12 protein-coding genes and 1 tRNA gene are annotated in these 15,525 nt (G+C 65.8%); 5 read left to right on the top strand and 8 right to left on the bottom strand.

Annotation, left to right across the window (positions count from 1 at the left end):
* Positions 1-179: 179 nt before the first annotated feature.
* Both WT97_RS24015 and WT97_RS24010 read left to right on the top strand, forming a co-directional pair.
* Entirely contained in the window at positions 180-2,519 is a 2,340-nt protein-coding gene (locus tag WT97_RS24015; RefSeq protein ID WP_060259654.1) for an EAL domain-containing protein, read from the top strand.
* A 189-nt stretch (positions 2,520-2,708) separates the two neighbouring features.
* A complete protein-coding gene (locus tag WT97_RS24010; RefSeq protein WP_060354544.1) occupies positions 2,709-3,917 on the top strand; it encodes a chromate transporter in 1,209 nt (402 codons plus the stop codon).
* A gap of 46 nt (positions 3,918-3,963) precedes the next feature.
* Here WT97_RS24010 and WT97_RS24005 read toward each other — a convergent pair whose 3' ends face one another.
* Positions 3,964-4,410 (bottom strand): multidrug/biocide efflux PACE transporter, encoded by a 447-nt coding sequence (locus tag WT97_RS24005; RefSeq protein ID WP_060354587.1) that lies wholly within the window; start codon positions 4,408-4,410, stop codon positions 3,964-3,966.
* Positions 4,411-4,522: 112 nt separating this feature from the next.
* On the opposite strand from WT97_RS24005, the gene WT97_RS24000 reads away from it, so the two are divergent.
* Positions 4,523-5,407 carry a LysR family transcriptional regulator gene (locus WT97_RS24000; RefSeq protein WP_060354543.1) on the top strand — a complete coding sequence of 295 codons (885 nt, stop codon included), beginning with the start codon at positions 4,523-4,525 and terminating at the stop codon, positions 5,405-5,407.
* A 51-nt stretch (positions 5,408-5,458) separates the two neighbouring features.
* Here WT97_RS24000 and WT97_RS23995 read toward each other — a convergent pair whose 3' ends face one another.
* The 5 genes from WT97_RS23995 to WT97_RS23975 all read right to left on the bottom strand — a co-directional run bounded on the left by WT97_RS23995 (position 5,459) and on the right by WT97_RS23975 (position 13,388).
* Positions 5,459-5,917, bottom strand: coding sequence for a CopD family protein (locus WT97_RS23995; RefSeq protein WP_060354542.1), 459 nt, complete (start codon positions 5,915-5,917; stop codon positions 5,459-5,461).
* 247 nt (positions 5,918-6,164) lie between these two features.
* Positions 6,165-8,486, bottom strand: coding sequence for a DNA topoisomerase IV subunit A (parC, locus tag WT97_RS23990; RefSeq protein ID WP_060354541.1), 2,322 nt, complete (start codon positions 8,484-8,486; stop codon positions 6,165-6,167).
* A 69-nt stretch (positions 8,487-8,555) separates the two neighbouring features.
* A complete protein-coding gene (parE, locus tag WT97_RS23985) occupies positions 8,556-10,538 on the bottom strand; it encodes a DNA topoisomerase IV subunit B (RefSeq protein ID WP_059499161.1) in 1,983 nt (660 codons plus the stop codon).
* A gap of 220 nt (positions 10,539-10,758) precedes the next feature.
* Positions 10,759-12,744 carry an ATP-binding cassette domain-containing protein gene (locus WT97_RS23980; protein ID WP_179949807.1) on the bottom strand — a complete coding sequence of 662 codons (1,986 nt, stop codon included), beginning with the start codon at positions 12,742-12,744 and terminating at the stop codon, positions 10,759-10,761.
* A 239-nt stretch (positions 12,745-12,983) separates the two neighbouring features.
* Positions 12,984-13,388 (bottom strand): DUF4399 domain-containing protein, encoded by a 405-nt coding sequence (locus tag WT97_RS23975; protein WP_059499160.1) that lies wholly within the window; start codon positions 13,386-13,388, stop codon positions 12,984-12,986.
* Between the two features lie 198 nt (positions 13,389-13,586).
* Here WT97_RS23975 and WT97_RS23970 point away from each other — a divergent pair, with 198 nt between their 5' ends.
* The gene (locus WT97_RS23970; RefSeq protein ID WP_034190709.1) at positions 13,587-13,769 is read left to right on the top strand and encodes a rubredoxin; all 183 of its coding nucleotides are present in this window, start codon (positions 13,587-13,589) and stop codon (positions 13,767-13,769) included.
* Positions 13,770-13,916: 147 nt separating this feature from the next.
* A tRNA-Arg gene (locus WT97_RS23965) sits at positions 13,917-13,991 on the top strand.
* 164 nt (positions 13,992-14,155) lie between these two features.
* Here the strand turns inward: WT97_RS23965 and WT97_RS23960 are convergent.
* The gene (locus WT97_RS23960) at positions 14,156-14,878 is read right to left on the bottom strand and encodes a hypothetical protein (protein WP_059795867.1); all 723 of its coding nucleotides are present in this window, start codon (positions 14,876-14,878) and stop codon (positions 14,156-14,158) included.
* Positions 14,879-15,125: 247 nt separating this feature from the next.
* Positions 15,126-15,512 carry a Rap1a/Tai family immunity protein gene (locus WT97_RS23955; RefSeq protein WP_156440319.1) on the bottom strand — a complete coding sequence of 129 codons (387 nt, stop codon included), beginning with the start codon at positions 15,510-15,512 and terminating at the stop codon, positions 15,126-15,128.
* Positions 15,513-15,525: the final 13 nt, after the last annotated feature.

Here is a 15,525-nt window from a genome sequence, read left to right as displayed (position 1 = left end):
CCCTACGCTTCGCCCAACTATCGCAAAAACGTTCCAGCCAGTAATATCGGGCCTAATCCGTTGTTTCGGAGGTCTGTCCATGGTTGCGCGTCCCGCGAACGAACAGACGTCGGGACAATCCGAACCATAGCCGGCCATCCAGACGGATGGCGCACGCGAGCAGGACGCCGCCCTCTTCGATGAGCTCCGCCCGGTCCAACCACACGCCGCCGAACCGGCCGCTGCGCGCGCCGCGCAAATCGCGCCGGCGTGCGTTGTTTGCCATCCCGCTGCTCGGGATGCTGGCGCTCGCGCTACTGTGGGCCGTGATCATCGCGCGTCTGTCCGTCGAAAAGGACAGCGCCTACAAGGAAGCGGCGGCCTCCGCGGCGATCCTGTCGTCCGCGCTCGAGCAGCATACGGTCAAGGCGATCCACCAGGTCGACCAGATCACCCGCTTCGTCAAGTTCGAATTCGAGAAATCGCCGGCGCGCTTCAATCTCGCGAGCGCCGTCGAAAAAGGCGTCGTGCCGAGCGACACGCTGATCCAGGTGTCGCTCGTCAACGCGAAGGGCATCCTGTTCGCGAACACCGCCGAACTCCATCCGCAACCGATCAACCTGTCCGATCGCGAGCACTTCAAGGTCCATCTCGCGCACAACGACGACCGCCTCTTCATCAGCAAGCCCGTGCTCGGCCGCGTGTCGAGCCACTGGACGCTGCAGATGACGCGGCGCCTGAACAACCCGGACGGCAGCTTCGCGGGCATCGTCGTGGTGTCGGAAGACCCGAGCTACTTCACGAACGATTTCTACAACAACGCGGCGATCGGCAAGGAAGGCGTGATCGCGGTCGTATCCGACACGGGCGCGGTGCTCGCACGGCGCACGGGTTCGGTGAGCAACGCGCCGGGCGCGTTTTCGGCCTCGGGCGTCTACCCGATCGCGGAGCGCGTGACGGGCACGATCATCGATCCGATCGACGGCGTGACGCGCATCGTGTCGTACCGCCACCTCGACGGCTACCCGCTCGCGGTGATGGTCGGGCTGTCGCAGACGGAAGAGTTCGCGGACTACTACCACACGCGCAACGTCTACCTGCTGATGACGAGCTTCATCACGCTCGCGATGCTCGCGTTCTTCGGCGTCGCGACGGGCCTGATCGGCAAGCTGCTCGGCCGCGAGCGCGAAATGACGCAGCTCGCCGAATACGATCTGCTCACCGGCCTCGCGAACCGCTATGCGACGCTGCGCGGGCTGCGCAACGACGTGTCGATGCCCGCGAGCCTGTCGCGGCTCGGCCTGCTGTTCATCGATCTCGACAACTTCAAGACCGTCAACGACACGCTCGGCCACAACGCCGGCGACATCGTGCTGCAGATGACCGCGTCGCGCCTGGCCGACGCGGTCGGCGACGAAGGCTCGCTCGCACGCATCGGCGGCGACGAGTTCGTCGTCGTGATGAAGGGCGACGACGTCGAGCGGCGTGCGGTGCGGCTCGCGGAAGCGATCATCCGGATGTTCAGCGAGCCGTTCGACGTACGCGGCAGTTCGTTCGTGCTGCATGCGAGCATCGGCATCGCGCTGCACACCGTCGCGAACGAGAGCGAGATCGACCTGCTGAAGAAGGCCGACCTCGCGATGTACAGCGCGAAGGATGCCGGCAAGAACTGCTACCAGTTCTATGCGCCGCATCTGTCGCACCGCGCCGACCACCTGATGCGCTGGGAACAGCAATTACGCGTCGCGCTCGCCGAAGGGCAATTGTTCCTCGCGTACCAGCCGAAGATCGACCTCACGCACCGCTATATCACCGGCTTCGAGGCGCTCGCGCGCTGGGATCATCCGGAACACGGCGTCATCTCCGCGAACGAGTTCATCTCGATCGCCGAATCGACCGGCCTGATCGTGCCGATCGGCGACTTCGTGATCCGCACCGCGTGCGAGCAGATCGCGCGCTGGCGCGACGAGGGCCACGACACGCTGACGCTCGCGGTCAACATCTCGCCGGTGCAGTTCTGGCGCGGCGACCTGATCGAGACGATCTCGCAGGCGCTGCAGGACACCGGCATCGACGCGAACCGGCTCGAGATCGAGATCACCGAAACCGCGATGATGGAATATCCGGAACTCGTATCCGAGAAGATCGTCGCGCTGAAGAAGCTCGGCATCCGGATCGCGCTCGACGATTTCGGCACCGGCTATTCGTCGCTGTCGTACCTGCACCGCTTCTCCGTCGACACGCTGAAGGTCGACCGCTCGTTCGTGCAGGCGATTCCGACCGATCGCAGCGTGTGCGTGATGGTGTCGTCGATCGTACATCTCGCGCGCTCGCTCGGGCTGACCGTAGTCGTCGAGGGCACGGAGACCGAGGAGCAGATCACGTGGCTGTCCACGCTCGGCGAAATCGAGGCGCAGGGCTTCCTGTTCTCGCGCCCGGTGCCGGCCGATGCGATTCCCGCGCTGATCGCACGCTTCGGCGTGCGTGGCGATCATCCGAACGTCGTCGCGCATCGCGCGACCGGCAGCACGGGCGCCTGAGCACCGTGGCGCGCGTTGCGCGCCGTCGCAATTGTTTCGTTTTCCGATCCGATCGTCGAGTTCATTAACTAGCGTTTTCGCGCATGGCAGTGTCATGATGCGCGGCGGAAAATCGGGAGGGCCTACGTGTCGGCGGGCCGCCGGCATGGCCATACGCGAGAGATCCGGCCCTGTGCCAACCACACAATCATGACAACCGTCGAAATCGAAGCGACCGCTCGTGTCGAAGAGGCACCGGCATCCCTATGGGCCTTGTTCAAGGTCGTCGCCGGCATTTCGGCCGTCTCGTGGGGCGGGCTTTCGATGATGGCGCAACTCGAACGCCATTACGTCGAGCGGCTGCAGCGGATCGAGCCGCACGTCTTCGGCGATCTCGTCGCGCTCGCGTGGCTCGTCCCGGGCCCCGTCGGCTGCAACGTCGCCGTGCAGGTCGGCCAAACGCTGCACGGCCGTGCCGGCGCATGGGTCGCCGGTCTTGCCAGCGTGCTGCCGTTCTCGATCCTGATGACGCTGTTCGCGATCTTCTATCGGACGCCGCTCGTGCGCTCGCTTGCGGCGCCGATGCTGATCAATCACTTCGGGATGGTGCTCGCCGCGTTGATCGGCGTCACGTGGGTCAAGCAGTTGCGCTCGCTCGCGCGCACGCGGCTCGAACAGTCGATTGCCGCGCTATCGACGATTCTGCTTGCTTTCGCGCATAGTCCGGCCGCTTTCGTCGGGATTCTGTTCGCCGCGTTTGCAGCGGGCTGGCTGACGGGGCCGTCGCAACGCGACGCGGTCGATTTCACGCTGTCCAAGCGCGACCGCGGCCTGCTCGTGCTGCTCGGCGTGCTCGTCCTGCTGTTCGCGGTGCCGCTGCCCGGCAATTACCAGGCGGAGCTGCTGTGGCCGCGCCTCGCGGGCGCCGGCATGACGCTGTTCGGCGGCGGCTTCTCCGCGCTGCCGGTGCTCAAGACGCTGTTCGTCTCGCCGGCAACAGGCATCTCCGATCACGACTTCACGCTGGCATTCGCGCTGTCGCCGGTCGCGCCGGGGCCGTTGCTGAACGTGGTGCCGTTTCTCGGCTACCTGACCGACGGCTGGGTCGGCGCGCTGCTCGCCACCGCCGCGCTGTTCATCCCGTCGGGATGCCTCGTCGTGTTCGCGCACAACCACCTGTTCCGGCTCAAGCGCCATTCGCGCTTCGAGCACGGGATGCGCCTGCTGCGCGCGGCGACGACGGGCTTTCTCGTGGTCGCCGTCGTGAAGATCCTGCATCGCGAGCCCGCCGACCCGGTCTACTGGCTGACGGGCGCCTTCGCGACGCTGTGCTTCACGCGCTTCAAGGTGCCCGTCTATGCCGTGTACGGCGCGGTCGCCGTCGCGTGCAGCGTGTGGCTGTGGGCCGCCGCGCACTGACGGGCGGCCGCCTCCAACCCGCCAACGCCCTGCGTGCCCGGCTCCGTCAACCGGCCTGCATCGCGACCCGGCGTGCCATCCAGCGCGCGCGCAGCGCGTCGTATGCGAGGTTGAAGCAGAACGTGTAAGGCAGGAAGAACAGCACGATGCCGAGGTCGAGCAGCAGCGCCTCGACGAGGCTCACGTTCAGCCACCACGCGGCAACCGGCACCACCATCGCGACGAGGCCGAGCTCGAACGTCACCGCGTGCGCGATCCGCATGCCGAGCGTGCGCGACAACCCGGCTCGCCGCTCGAAGCGGTCGAACAGCGCGTTGAAGGTCATGTTCCACGCCATCGCGATCAGCGACACCATCACCGTCAGCACACCGACGTGCGACACCGGCATGTCGAGCAGCCACGCGCCGATCGGCGCGCACAGCGCGATCGCCACCAGTTCGAACGTCAGCGCGTGCAGCAGGCGTTCCGTCACCGTTTTATTCGTCTGTTTCATGATGTCCTCCAAGGCATGACCTGATTCATGGCGGCCATTTTGATCGGCGATACCGGATGAATCCAGTTTGATATCATCGGTTTCACCGATATGAAGCCGCCAGGAGCACTGCATGCACCACGCCCCGGAAGCCCTGCTCGCATTCGCCGAGGCGGCGCTGCTCGGCTCGTTTACGGCCGCCGCACGCAAGCTCGGCAAGCGTCAGTCGACCGTGTCGGAGGCGATCGCGAACCTCGAAATCGATCTCGGCGTGCAGTTGTTCGATCGCTCGACGCGCACGCCGACGCTCACCGACGCCGGGCGCGCACTGCTGCCGCAGGTGCAGCGCGCGCTCGAAGCCAGCGCGGCGATCGACCGCACGGCCGCGCGGCTCGCGCACGGCGAGGAAGCGCGGCTCACGCTCGTCGTGTCCGATACGTACCAGTCGAAGCGCTACGAAGAGACGTTGATGGCGCTCGAACGGCGCTTTCCGGCGCTCGAGCTCGAATGCCAGATCGCCGAGCACGACGACGTGCTCGACCTGATCCAGCAAGGCCGCGCGCAACTCGGGCTGATGGCCGCGCGCGCCGCCTACCCGGCCGATATCGGCGCGGCGACGGTGGCGGAGGAATCGGAGATCGGGCTGTTCGTGGGCCGCAAGCACGCGCTCGCCGAATACGGCGACGCCGAGGTGCCGCACGCGGCGCTGCGTGACGTGCGCGAACTGCGCCTCAATACGTACGTGAAGGCGGAAGGCCGCGGCACCGACGACCGGATCGTCGTCGGCACGCAGCACTGGCTGGCGCCGAGCTACCTGATGCTGCTGGAGATGGCCGTACTGGGGTTCGGTTGGGCGGAGCTGCCGCGCTGGATGGTCGAGCACTTCGCGCGCGACCGCCTGTGCGAGCTACGCTCGCGCGGCTGGCCGCGCCGCGTGCGGGTGGACGCGGTCTGGTCGCGCAACCGGCCGCTCGGGCCGGCCGGCTCATGGCTGCTCGACGCGATGCTGGCCGCGTAGCGGCGCATGCGGCCAGGCCAGCGGCCTGCGGCCGCGGCGGGCGCCGGCCGCTCAGAAACCGCGCGACAGCACGGCCGCGCCGATCGTGACGACGCCGAGCACGAGATTCACGACGACGAGCAGGCGCACCGCGTTTACCGCGCGCGCGCCGTCCGGCCAGTTCTGCGCCTGCACCGCACGGCGAATGCGCGGGAACAGCGCGAAGCGGATGTGCCCGAAGATCAGCATCATCACGACGCCGAGCCCGGCCATCGCATGCAGCGACCACGTCGCGTGCGCCCCGCCGAAGTTCATCAGCAGGAACCCGCCGGACAGCAGGATCACGATCACGGCCCCCGACACCCAGTTGAAGAAGCGGCCGAACACGCCTTCGATCAGCGGCAACCGGAGCTGCGGCGACAGGTCGGACAGCGCCGGGCGCAGGCAGAAGTTGGCGAAGACCATCCCGCCTACCCACACGGCGACGGCCAGCAGGTGAAGAAACAGCGCGACGGCAACGGCGTGGGACATGGGGACGATCCTGTGATGAGTGGGGTGCAACGAACGGCCGCGTCGCACGCGGCATCAAGCGACGTTCGACCCGCCAGCCGCGTCGCGGTTCAGGCCCTCGGCGCGATTTCACATTATTTTGCAAGTTCCGCGTGACAACGCCACGCTTGCTTACCCGCATCCCCGCACCGAAAAGAAAAGGCCGCACGCCCGCCGAAGCGGACGTGCGGCCTTCTATCGCGGCTGAACCGGGCGATCGCGCGCGGCGTCAGCCGAGCAGCGGACGCAGCTCGTTGACGACCTTGAGCTTCGTCTCCGGCGCGCGGCCCTTGCGTGCGCGCTTGCCGATGTGCGGCGCGAGCCCGGCGTACGACAGCGTGTCGTCCTGCGCCTTGCCGCCGCGGCCGGTGCCGATCAGCACGACGCCCGCCGGATCGATCGCCAGCGCCTGCACGAGCGTTTCCTTGTCGTCGAGCGCCATCAGAATCACGCCGCGCCCGCCGCCGGACAGCGTCTTCATCTCGTCCATCCCGAACACGAGCAGGCGCCCGCCGCTCGACAGGCACGCGACCTGCGTCGCGTTCGGCAGCACCGGCATCGGCGCGAGCGGCACCGCGCCCGCATCGATGGTCATGAACGACTTGCCGGCCTTCACGCGGCTCACCATGTCGCCGACCTTCGCGATGAAGCCGAAGCCGTTGCTCGACGCGAGCAGCAGTTGCTGGTCGGCCGGCGCCGCATAGTAGTGCATCAGGTGCGAGCCCGACTCGAGCTCGATCAGCGACGTGACCGGCACGCCGTCGCCGCGCCCGCCCGGCAGCACCGACACGTCGACCGAATACACGCGGCCGCTGCTGCCCCACGCGATCAGCCGATCCGGCGTGCGGCACTGGAAGGCCGCGTACAGGTGATCGCCCGCCTTGAACGTGAAGCCGGCCGGGTCGAGCCCGTGGCCCTTCAGCGCACGCACCCAGCCCTTCTGCGATACGACCACCGTCACCGGCTCGTCGACCACCTTCGCCTCGAACGTCGCGCGCTTTTCCTGCTGGATCAGCGTGCGGCGATCGTCGCCGTACTGCTTCGCATCGGCCTCGATCTCCTTGATCATCAGCCGCTTCATCGCGCTTTCGTTCGCGAGCAGTTCCTCGAGCTTCGCCTTCTCGTCGCGCAGCGCTTCGAGTTCCTTCTCGATCTTGATCTTCTCGAGCCGCGCGAGCTGGCGCAGGCGGATTTCGAGGATGTCCTCGGCCTGCCGCTCGCTGAGCCCGAACGCGCTCATCAACGCGGCCTTCGGCTCGTCCGACTCGCGGATGATGCGGATCACCTCGTCGATGTTCAGGAAGACGATCATCCGCCCTTCGAGGATGTGGATGCGGTCGTCGACCTTCGCGAGACGATGGCGGCAACGACGCGTCATCGTCAACTGGCGGAACTTCACCCATTCGTCGAGGATCGTCAGCAGGCCCTTCTGGCCCGGCCGGCCATCGGCGCCGATCATCACGAGGTTCAGCGTCGCGTTCGATTCGAGGCTCGTGTACGCGAGCAGCGTGTTCACGAATTCCGTCTGGTCGATCGTGCGCGACTTCGGCTCGAACACGAGCCGCACCGCCGCTTCCTTGCCCGACTCGTCGCGCACCGCGTCGAGCAGGTCGAGCATCGCCTTCTTCGTGTTGAGCTGCTCGGGCGTCAGCGTCTTCTTGCCGAGCTTGAGTTTCGGGTTGGTCAGCTCCTCGATTTCCTCGAGCACCTTCTGGCCCGACGTGTTCGGCGGCAGCTCGGTCACGACGAGCTGCCACTGGCCGCGCGCGAGATCCTCGATCTTCCACTTCGCCCGCACCTTCAGGCTGCCGCGGCCCGTTTCGTACGCCGCCGAGATTTCGGTGTCGCTCGAGATGATCTGGCCGCCGCCGGGGAAATCCGGCCCGGGAATCAGGTTCATCAGCTCCGCGTGCGTGAGCTTCGGATTGCGGATCAGCGCGACCGCCGCGGCCGCCACTTCGCGCAGGTTGTGCGACGGGATTTCGGTGGCGAGGCCGACCGCGATGCCCGACGCGCCGTTCAGCAGCACGAACGGCATGCGGCTCGGCAGCGTCTTCGGCTCCTCGAACGAGCCGTCGTAGTTCGGCATGAAGTCGACCGTGCCCTGGTCGATCTCGTCGAGCAGCAGCTTCGCGATCGGCGTGAGGCGCGCTTCCGTGTAACGCATCGCCGCCGCGCCGTCGCCGTCGCGCGAGCCGAAGTTGCCCTGCCCGTCGATCAGCGGATAGCGCAGCGAGAAATCCTGCGCGAGACGCACGAGCGCGTCGTACGCCGACTGGTCGCCGTGCGGATGGTATTTACCGAGCACGTCGCCGACCACGCGCGCCGACTTCACCGGCTTCGCGTCGGGCCCAAGGCCCATTTCGTTCATGGCGTAGAGAATCCGGCGCTGCACCGGCTTCTGGCCGTCGCACACGTCGGGCAGCGCGCGGCTCTTCACGACGCTGACCGCGTAGCTGAGATACGCCTGCTCCGCGTAGTTGCCGAGCGTCAGCGCGTCGCTCTCCGGCGCGTCGGGGCTGGCAAAGAGATCGGAAGTATTGTCGTCCATCTGAATTCCGTATTCGTAAGTGGCGTGAGGCCGGACCGGGCGTCATGCCCGGCCGCGCGGCAGATCCGCTTAAATGTCCGCTTCGACGTCGTTGCCCTTTTCCTCGAGCCAGCCGCGCCGCGCGGCTGCCTCGCCCTTGCCCATCAGCATCGTCATCCGCGCGACGGTCGCCTCGTAGTCGAGCTCGCCGAGCTTCACGGGCATCAGGCGGCGCGTATCGGGGTTCATCGTCGTGTCCCACAGCTGCTCCGCGCTCATTTCGCCGAGACCCTTGAAGCGGCTGATGCTCCACTGCGTGTCGCGCACGCCGTCCTTGCGCAGCTTGTCGAGGATCGCTTCGAGCTCGCCGTCGTCGAGCGCATAGAGCTTCTGCGCGGGCTTCTTGCCGCGCGCGGGCGCGTCGACGCGGAACAGCGGCGGGCGCGCCACATAGACATGGCCGCGCTCGATCAATTGCGGGAAATGCTTGAAGAACAGCGTGAGCAGCAGCACCTGGATGTGCGAGCCGTCGACGTCCGCGTCCGACAGGATGCAGATCTTGCCGTAGCGCAGGTTCGACAGGTCGACGGAGTCGTCCGGGCTGTGCGGATCGACGCCGATCGCGACCGAGATGTCGTGCACCTCGTTGTTCGCGAACAGGCGGTCGCGCTCGGTTTCCCACGTGTTCAGCACCTTGCCGCGCAGCGGCAGGATCGCCTGGTATTCCTTGTCGCGCCCCATCTTCGCAGAGCCGCCCGCCGAATCGCCTTCGACGAGGAACAGCTCGTTGCGCGCGATATCTTCCGTCTCGCAATCGGTCAGCTTGCCCGGCAGCACCGCGACGCCCGAGCTCTTGCGCTTCTCGACCTTCTGGCCCGCGCGCGTGCGCGCCTGCGCCTGCTTGATCACGAGCTCCGCGAGCTTCTTGCCGTGCTCGACGTGCTGGTTCAGCCACAGTTCGAGCGCCGGACGCGAGAACGACGACACGAGCTTCACCGCGTCGCGGCTGTTCAGCCGCTCCTTGATCTGCCCCTGGAACTGCGGATCGAGCACCTTCGCGGACAGCACGAACGACACGCGCGCGAACACGTCTTCCGCGAGCAGCTTCACGCCCTTCGGCTGCAGGTTGTGCAGCTCGACGAAGCTCTTCACCGCCTGATAGAGACCGTCGCGCAGGCCCGACTCGTGCGTGCCGCCTGCCGGCGTCGGGATCAGGTTCACGTACGACTCGCGCACGAGCGAGCCTTCCTCGCTCCATGCGACGACCCACGACGCGCCTTCGCCCTCGGCGAAGGTTTCGTCGGTCGAACGCGAATCGGCGAAACGCTCGCCTTCGAACAGCGGGATCAAGAGCTCGCTGCCGTTCATTTCGTCGAGCAGGTAGCCGCGCAGGCCGTCTTCATACTTCCACGTCTGGCGCTCGCCGGTCTTTTCGTTGACGAGCACGACCTCGACGCCCGGCAGCAGCACGGCCTTCGAGCGCAGCAGGCGCTGCAGCTCGCCGAGCGGCAGGTTCGGCGAATCGAAATACTTCGGATTCGGCCACACCTGCACGCGCGTGCCGGATTTCTTCTCGCTGCGGCCCGCGGCTTGCGTCGCGAGCGGCTTCACGACGTCGCCGTCGGCGAAGCCGAGCTCGGCGATCTTGCCGTCGCGCCAGACCGTCACGTCGAGACGCGTCGCGAGTGCGTTCGTCACCGACACGCCCACCCCGTGCAGGCCGCCCGAGAACGTATACGCGCCGCCGGCGGCCTTGTCGAACTTGCCGCCCGCATGCAGGCGCGTGAACACGATCTCGACCACCGGCACGCCTTCTTCCGGGTGCATGCCGAACGGGATGCCGCGGCCGTCGTCTTCGACCGACACCGACTGGTCGGTGTGCAGCGTGACCGTGATCTGCTTGCCGTAGCCGCCGAGTGCCTCGTCGGACGCGTTGTCGATGACTTCCTGGATGATGTGCAGCGGATTTTCGGTACGGGTGTACATGCCGGGCCGCTGCTTGACCGGCTCGAGACCCTTGAGCACCTTGATCGATGCTTCGCTATAGGCCGCGCTGGGTTTCTTCGTTGACATAGGCGCTGAATTTCGTCATTCATCGGGACGTTGTCCACACCTCGTGTGGATAACGTCGTGGACAAAACGTTGAGTTCCGTAAAAAAGCGAATCGAAACAACGGTGTGCTTGGACTGCTCCGAAAGCGGGCGCGCGGCGTGCGCGGCGCGCTCCTGAACGCGCGGTATTTTACTGGTTCCGCGTGGCGCGCCAATCGCGGGATCGACGCGCGCCGCACGCGTCACGCCGGCTTGCGCTTCGCCTCGAGCGTTTCCCACCGTTCGAGCGCGGCGAGCAGTTCGTCGTCGATCGCCGCGAACCGCTCGGTCAGGCGCGTGCCCTCCTGCGGATCCTTCGCGAAAATCGAGCCGTCCTCGAGCTGCGCATTGATCGTCTTCTGCTCCGCTTCGAGCGCGGCGATCTTCTCCGGCAGCGAATCGAGTTCGCGCTGCTCGTTGAACGACAGCTTCACCGTACGCTGCGCGTTGCGGCCCGCCGCGCTCTTCGCCGGCTCGTCCTTCGCGGGTGCCGCTTCCTTGACCGCGCGCTTCGCCGCCTCCTGCTGCGCGAGCTGCTCCGAACGTGCGCTCTGAATCTGCCAGTCGGTGAAGCCGCCGACGTATTCGCGCCACTTGCCGTCGCCCTCGGCCGCGATCACCGACGTCACGACGTTGTCGAGGAACGCGCGATCGTGGCTGACGAGCAGCACCGTGCCGTCGTAGTCGGCCAGCAGCTCTTCGAGCAGTTCGAGCGTCGGGATGTCGAGGTCGTTGGTCGGTTCGTCGAGCACCAGCACGTTGGCCGGGCGCGCGAACAGGCGCGCGAGCAGCAGCCGGTTGCGCTCGCCGCCCGACAGCGACTTCACCGGCGAACGCGCGCGTTCCGGCGCGAACAGGAAATCGCCGAGATAGCTCATCACGTGCTTGCGCACGCCGCCGATCTCGACCCATTCGCTGCCGGGGCTGATCGTATCCGCGAGGCTCTTCTCCTGGTCGAGCTGCGCGCGCATCTGGTCGAAATACGCGACCTGCAGGTTCGTGCCGGTGCGCACCGTGCCTTCGTCCGGCTTCAGGTCGCCGAGGATCAGCTTCAGCAACGTCGTCTTGCCGGCGCCGTTCGGGCCGACGAAGCCGATCTTGTCGCCGCGCATGACCGTCGTCGAGAAACGGTCGACCACCGTGCGGCCGCCGTAACGCTTCGTCACGTCGGTCAGCTCCGCGACGATCTTGCCCGACTTCTCGCCCTGCGCCACGTCGAGCTTCACGTTGCCCTGCGCATTACGGCGCTCGGCGCGCTCGTTGCGCATCTGCACGAGCCGCGCGATGCGGCCGACGCTGCGCGTGCGGCGCGCTTCGACGCCCTTGCGGATCCACACTTCTTCCTGCGCGAGCAGCTTGTCGAATTTCTCGTTCTCCACGCGCTCGACTTCGAGCTGCTGTGCCTTGCGCGTCTGGTACGCGGAGAAATTGCCCGGATACGACAGCAGCCGGCCGCGATCGAGCTCGACGATGCGCGTCGCGACGCGGTCGAGAAACGCGCGATCGTGGGTGATGAACAGCAGCCCCGCGCGCTGCGCGACGAGCAGCTCTTCGAGCCAGCGGATACCGTCGAAATCGAGGTGGTTGGTCGGTTCGTCGAGCAGCAGCACGTCGGGCTGCAGCACCAGCGCGCGCGCCAGCGCGACGCGCTTCTGCATCCCGCCCGACAGCGCGTCGACGCGGGCGTCGCCGTCCTGCAGGCCGATCTGCGCGAGCGTCATCGATACGCGCGTGCGCCAGTTCCATGCGTCGTGCGCGTCCAGCGCCGACTGCAGTGCGTTCATCCGCGCGAGCAGCGCATCGTGCTCGGCGCCTTCCGGTATCTCCGCGAGGCGGTGCGCGATCGAATCGTATTCTTCGAGCAGTTCGCGCGTGTGCGCCAGCCCCGACGCGACCGCGTCGAACACCGTCGCACCCGGCTCGAATTCGGGCTCTTGCGGCACGTAGACGGTCACGAGCTCCTGCTGGCGCGTGACCAGCCCGTCGTCGGCCTTCGCGAGACCGGCGACGATCTTCAGCAGCGACGACTTGCCCGCGCCGTTGCGGCCGATCAGGCCGACGCGCTCGCCGGCCTCCAGCGAGAAATCCGCGTGATCGAGCAACGCGACGTGACCGAACGCGAGCTGCGCGCCGGTAATGGAATAGAGCGACATGGGGGGACGGCGATGAGAGAAATCGGAAGCGCCCATTGTACCGGTCGCGGAGGCCGGTATCGGCTCGGCCGGACGGACGACGGCCACGGGTCGCGCTCGAAGCGCGCCGGCGCGCCGCCGTGAGCGGGTTGCGGCCGGATTCCGCTGCGGATGCCGGCCGCGGTTTGCGTCCCGCGAAAACGACCGAATGCCGGCCGGATGCCCGCGCGGCCGGCCGATCGGCAGATCCCGCGCGCGGCGCATCGGGCGCCTGCGCGGGATGCGCCGTTATTCCGTTATTTCACGTTGACCGTGATCGTCGAGCTCATTTCGGGGCCGTACGAACGGTGCGCGCCGTCGCCGAGCTGCAGCGTCAACGTGTGCTGGCCGGGCGGCAGCTTCACGTCGGTTTCGGTCTGGGCCTTGCCGAAATGCAGCGAATGGTCGGTCGCCGGGATCACGTCGCCCTTCGGCACCGGCTTGCCGTCGATCAACAGGTGATGGTGACCGGTATCCGGCGTCATGTCGCCGGCCGGCTTGAGCGCCATGCCTTCGAGACCGAACTTCACGTGCACGGGGCTCGACACTGTCGCGCCGTCCTGCGGCTCGACGAAGAACACACGCGCTTCGGCGCGCGCGAGCGTCGACACGGCCAGCGCCGCGACACAGACTGCACCCGCGATCCACTTTCTGTTGAGCATCGTTACCTCCTTCTGATTGACAGGCCCACGAAGCATACACCGCGTGCCCGGCCGACGCGTCGGCGTCGGTTGTTCGCGATGCGTACGTTTAAAACGACGTTGCGCAGGTGTTCGGCGAAATTCCGGTACCATTGCGCCTTTCGTCCGCCGGCGAGGCTGCGGACGGCATCGCCGAATTTTCATTGTCCCGAGCGCAACATGAGCGAAGTAACCGAATACCAGAGCTGGGTCTGCCTGATTTGCGGGTGGGTCTACAACGAAGCGGAAGGCTTGCCCGATGAAGGTATCGCGGCCGGCACCCGTTTCGCCGACATTCCCGCCGACTGGCGCTGCCCGCTGTGCGACGTGGGCAAGGAAGATTTCGTCGTCGTCGATTTCTGATTTTCCGTTCCGATCGCGGTTGATTACGCGATACGCGCGTCGGTGTGCATTCCGCCCCGCCGACGCGCCGCGCGTTTGCTATACTCTGCGCGCTGTCCACACCGCCGTCCGGTTCGCCATCTTTTGCGCGAATGCCCGGACTTGGCTCTCCCCGTAGTTCAATGGATAGAACAAGCGCCTCCTAAGCGCTAGATACAGGTTCGATTCCTGTCGGGGGGACCATCTAAGTTCCCAATACCTCCCAAGTTTGCCCCAAAAGTCGCGCACAGCCTTGTGTCGCCTGGACTTTTGCTGCCATCATTGCCCAAGGTTGCCCAATACAAGCCAAGGGGGCATCCGCGCACGCAAACGTCGAATCAGTTCGTCATATCCATCGCTGCTTGTCATCACCCCTTCCATCGTCGACTGAAGAACAGCTTGCACGAACGCACGAACAACTGCAGTTGCACAGGCCACGCAATCGCACACGCACCCCGATACTGTTGCGCGAGCGGCGGCGCATTCCAACGGCCAGGGTGTGGCATGAAATCAGCTGGAAGCGCCTCGATGCCATCGAACATTGACGGCTGTGTCCATTCGACGTGTGATGCTCGGGATACGCGACGGTCGAGCGCCCGCAAGCCAATGGCGAGGTGCCGGGCCACACCGACCTTATCGCCGTCAAATCGCTCGAACGTCCGCAGATACGCAACCGCTTCGGAAAACCGCTCCCCGATTATGCGCGCCGCTGCGGCGGCCTCCTCGCGCATCTCCATCGATGCCAACGGCTCATATTTTTCCGGCGCCGAGAGCCGGGCAGCGATGGCGTTTGGCATGAAGTCGCCGTCGTCGTCGACATCATCTCGGTCGATACGTGTGGCGAAGCGCTCCTGACGGTTGACGAACCTGCCGAACTCTCGCTGTAGGCGCGTGACGATCAGTTCACGCACACCTTCGTCTTCAGGGTCAGGGTTTGCATCCGGCTCAACGTGCAATTCGTCAACGATCAGCCAAGCCTCGTTCGTCAGATCCTCCACGGAGTGATCGCCCTGGGACGATCCAGCGATCCGCTCGAGCTGCTTGCGAATTAGGCCGATGACTCGCTGGAAGAATGCAAAGGCCCGGTTCAAAGGCCCTCCCGACCGGCCGGGGACGTCTTACCGGCTACCGCATCGGCAGCGCAGAAATTCTTCGGCAACGATAGCCGGGCGCAGTGCCCGGTACTCGATCTAGGGTGCATCGGGCGATGCTAGATTATTCGTATGACAGATAAAAGCACTACGACAACTTTCGTGGGAGCAGTACTCTTAAATTGAAAACCATCAAAATTTGATCAGGCCGTTCATGTGACCGCTTCCCGTGCACACGACTAGGGACCTAGTCGCAGGGGTAAGCTTCCGCGACGGCCTTTCGAATGACAATGACTGCGGGCTGAGCACCGAATTCTCGATCTCGCTGGAGCGCCATGCCGACAATCTGTCGTAACTTGGTCGCGTTTGCTTTGCCAGCGGCGCACATATGCACGACGCTTGATCGTTCTGTCAGCCTTTGATTCTCGCCGGCCTGCAGCACCGCGTCGTCATCTACGACTCCCATGACATACATACTGGCGGCCAAATGAAGAGCGCCGTCGTTCGAATTGATCCAGCTTTCCAGTTGCCGCCCCATCATTGGAGCAGCTTGGGCTGCAAAAGGCGGGAACAGCAAGCATCCCACGAGGCCCGCACCGGACATGGCTGCAATCGATGCAGTGATTTTTCTCATTGTCGCCGTCGTA

This window comes from Burkholderia sp. MSMB1459WGS (genome assembly GCF_001534535.1).
GTDB lineage: Bacteria > Pseudomonadota > Gammaproteobacteria > Burkholderiales > Burkholderiaceae > Burkholderia.
This window is presented reverse-complemented; position numbering and strand designations above follow the sequence as displayed.

Bases quoted from the DNA above. Each gene is read 5' to 3' on its own strand.
- WT97_RS24015 (WP_060259654.1), top strand. From the start codon at position 180: ATGAGCTCCGCCCGGTCCAACCACACGCCGCCGAACCGGCCGCTGCGC.
- WT97_RS24010 (WP_060354544.1), top strand. From the start codon at position 2,709: ATGACAACCGTCGAAATCGAAGCGACCGCTCGTGTCGAAGAGGCACCG.
- WT97_RS24005 (WP_060354587.1), bottom strand. From the start codon at position 4,410: ATGAAACAGACGAATAAAACGGTGACGGAACGCCTGCTGCACGCGCTG.
- WT97_RS24000 (WP_060354543.1), top strand. From the start codon at position 4,523: ATGCACCACGCCCCGGAAGCCCTGCTCGCATTCGCCGAGGCGGCGCTG.
- WT97_RS23995 (WP_060354542.1), bottom strand. From the start codon at position 5,917: ATGTCCCACGCCGTTGCCGTCGCGCTGTTTCTTCACCTGCTGGCCGTC.
- parC (WP_060354541.1), bottom strand. From the start codon at position 8,486: ATGGACGACAATACTTCCGATCTCTTTGCCAGCCCCGACGCGCCGGAG.
- parE (WP_059499161.1), bottom strand. From the start codon at position 10,538: ATGTCAACGAAGAAACCCAGCGCGGCCTATAGCGAAGCATCGATCAAG.
- WT97_RS23980 (WP_179949807.1), bottom strand. From the start codon at position 12,744: ATGGGCGCTTCCGATTTCTCTCATCGCCGTCCCCCCATGTCGCTCTAT.
- WT97_RS23975 (WP_059499160.1), bottom strand. From the start codon at position 13,388: ATGCTCAACAGAAAGTGGATCGCGGGTGCAGTCTGTGTCGCGGCGCTG.
- WT97_RS23970 (WP_034190709.1), top strand. From the start codon at position 13,587: ATGAGCGAAGTAACCGAATACCAGAGCTGGGTCTGCCTGATTTGCGGG.
- WT97_RS23955 (WP_156440319.1), bottom strand. From the start codon at position 15,512: ATGAGAAAAATCACTGCATCGATTGCAGCCATGTCCGGTGCGGGCCTC.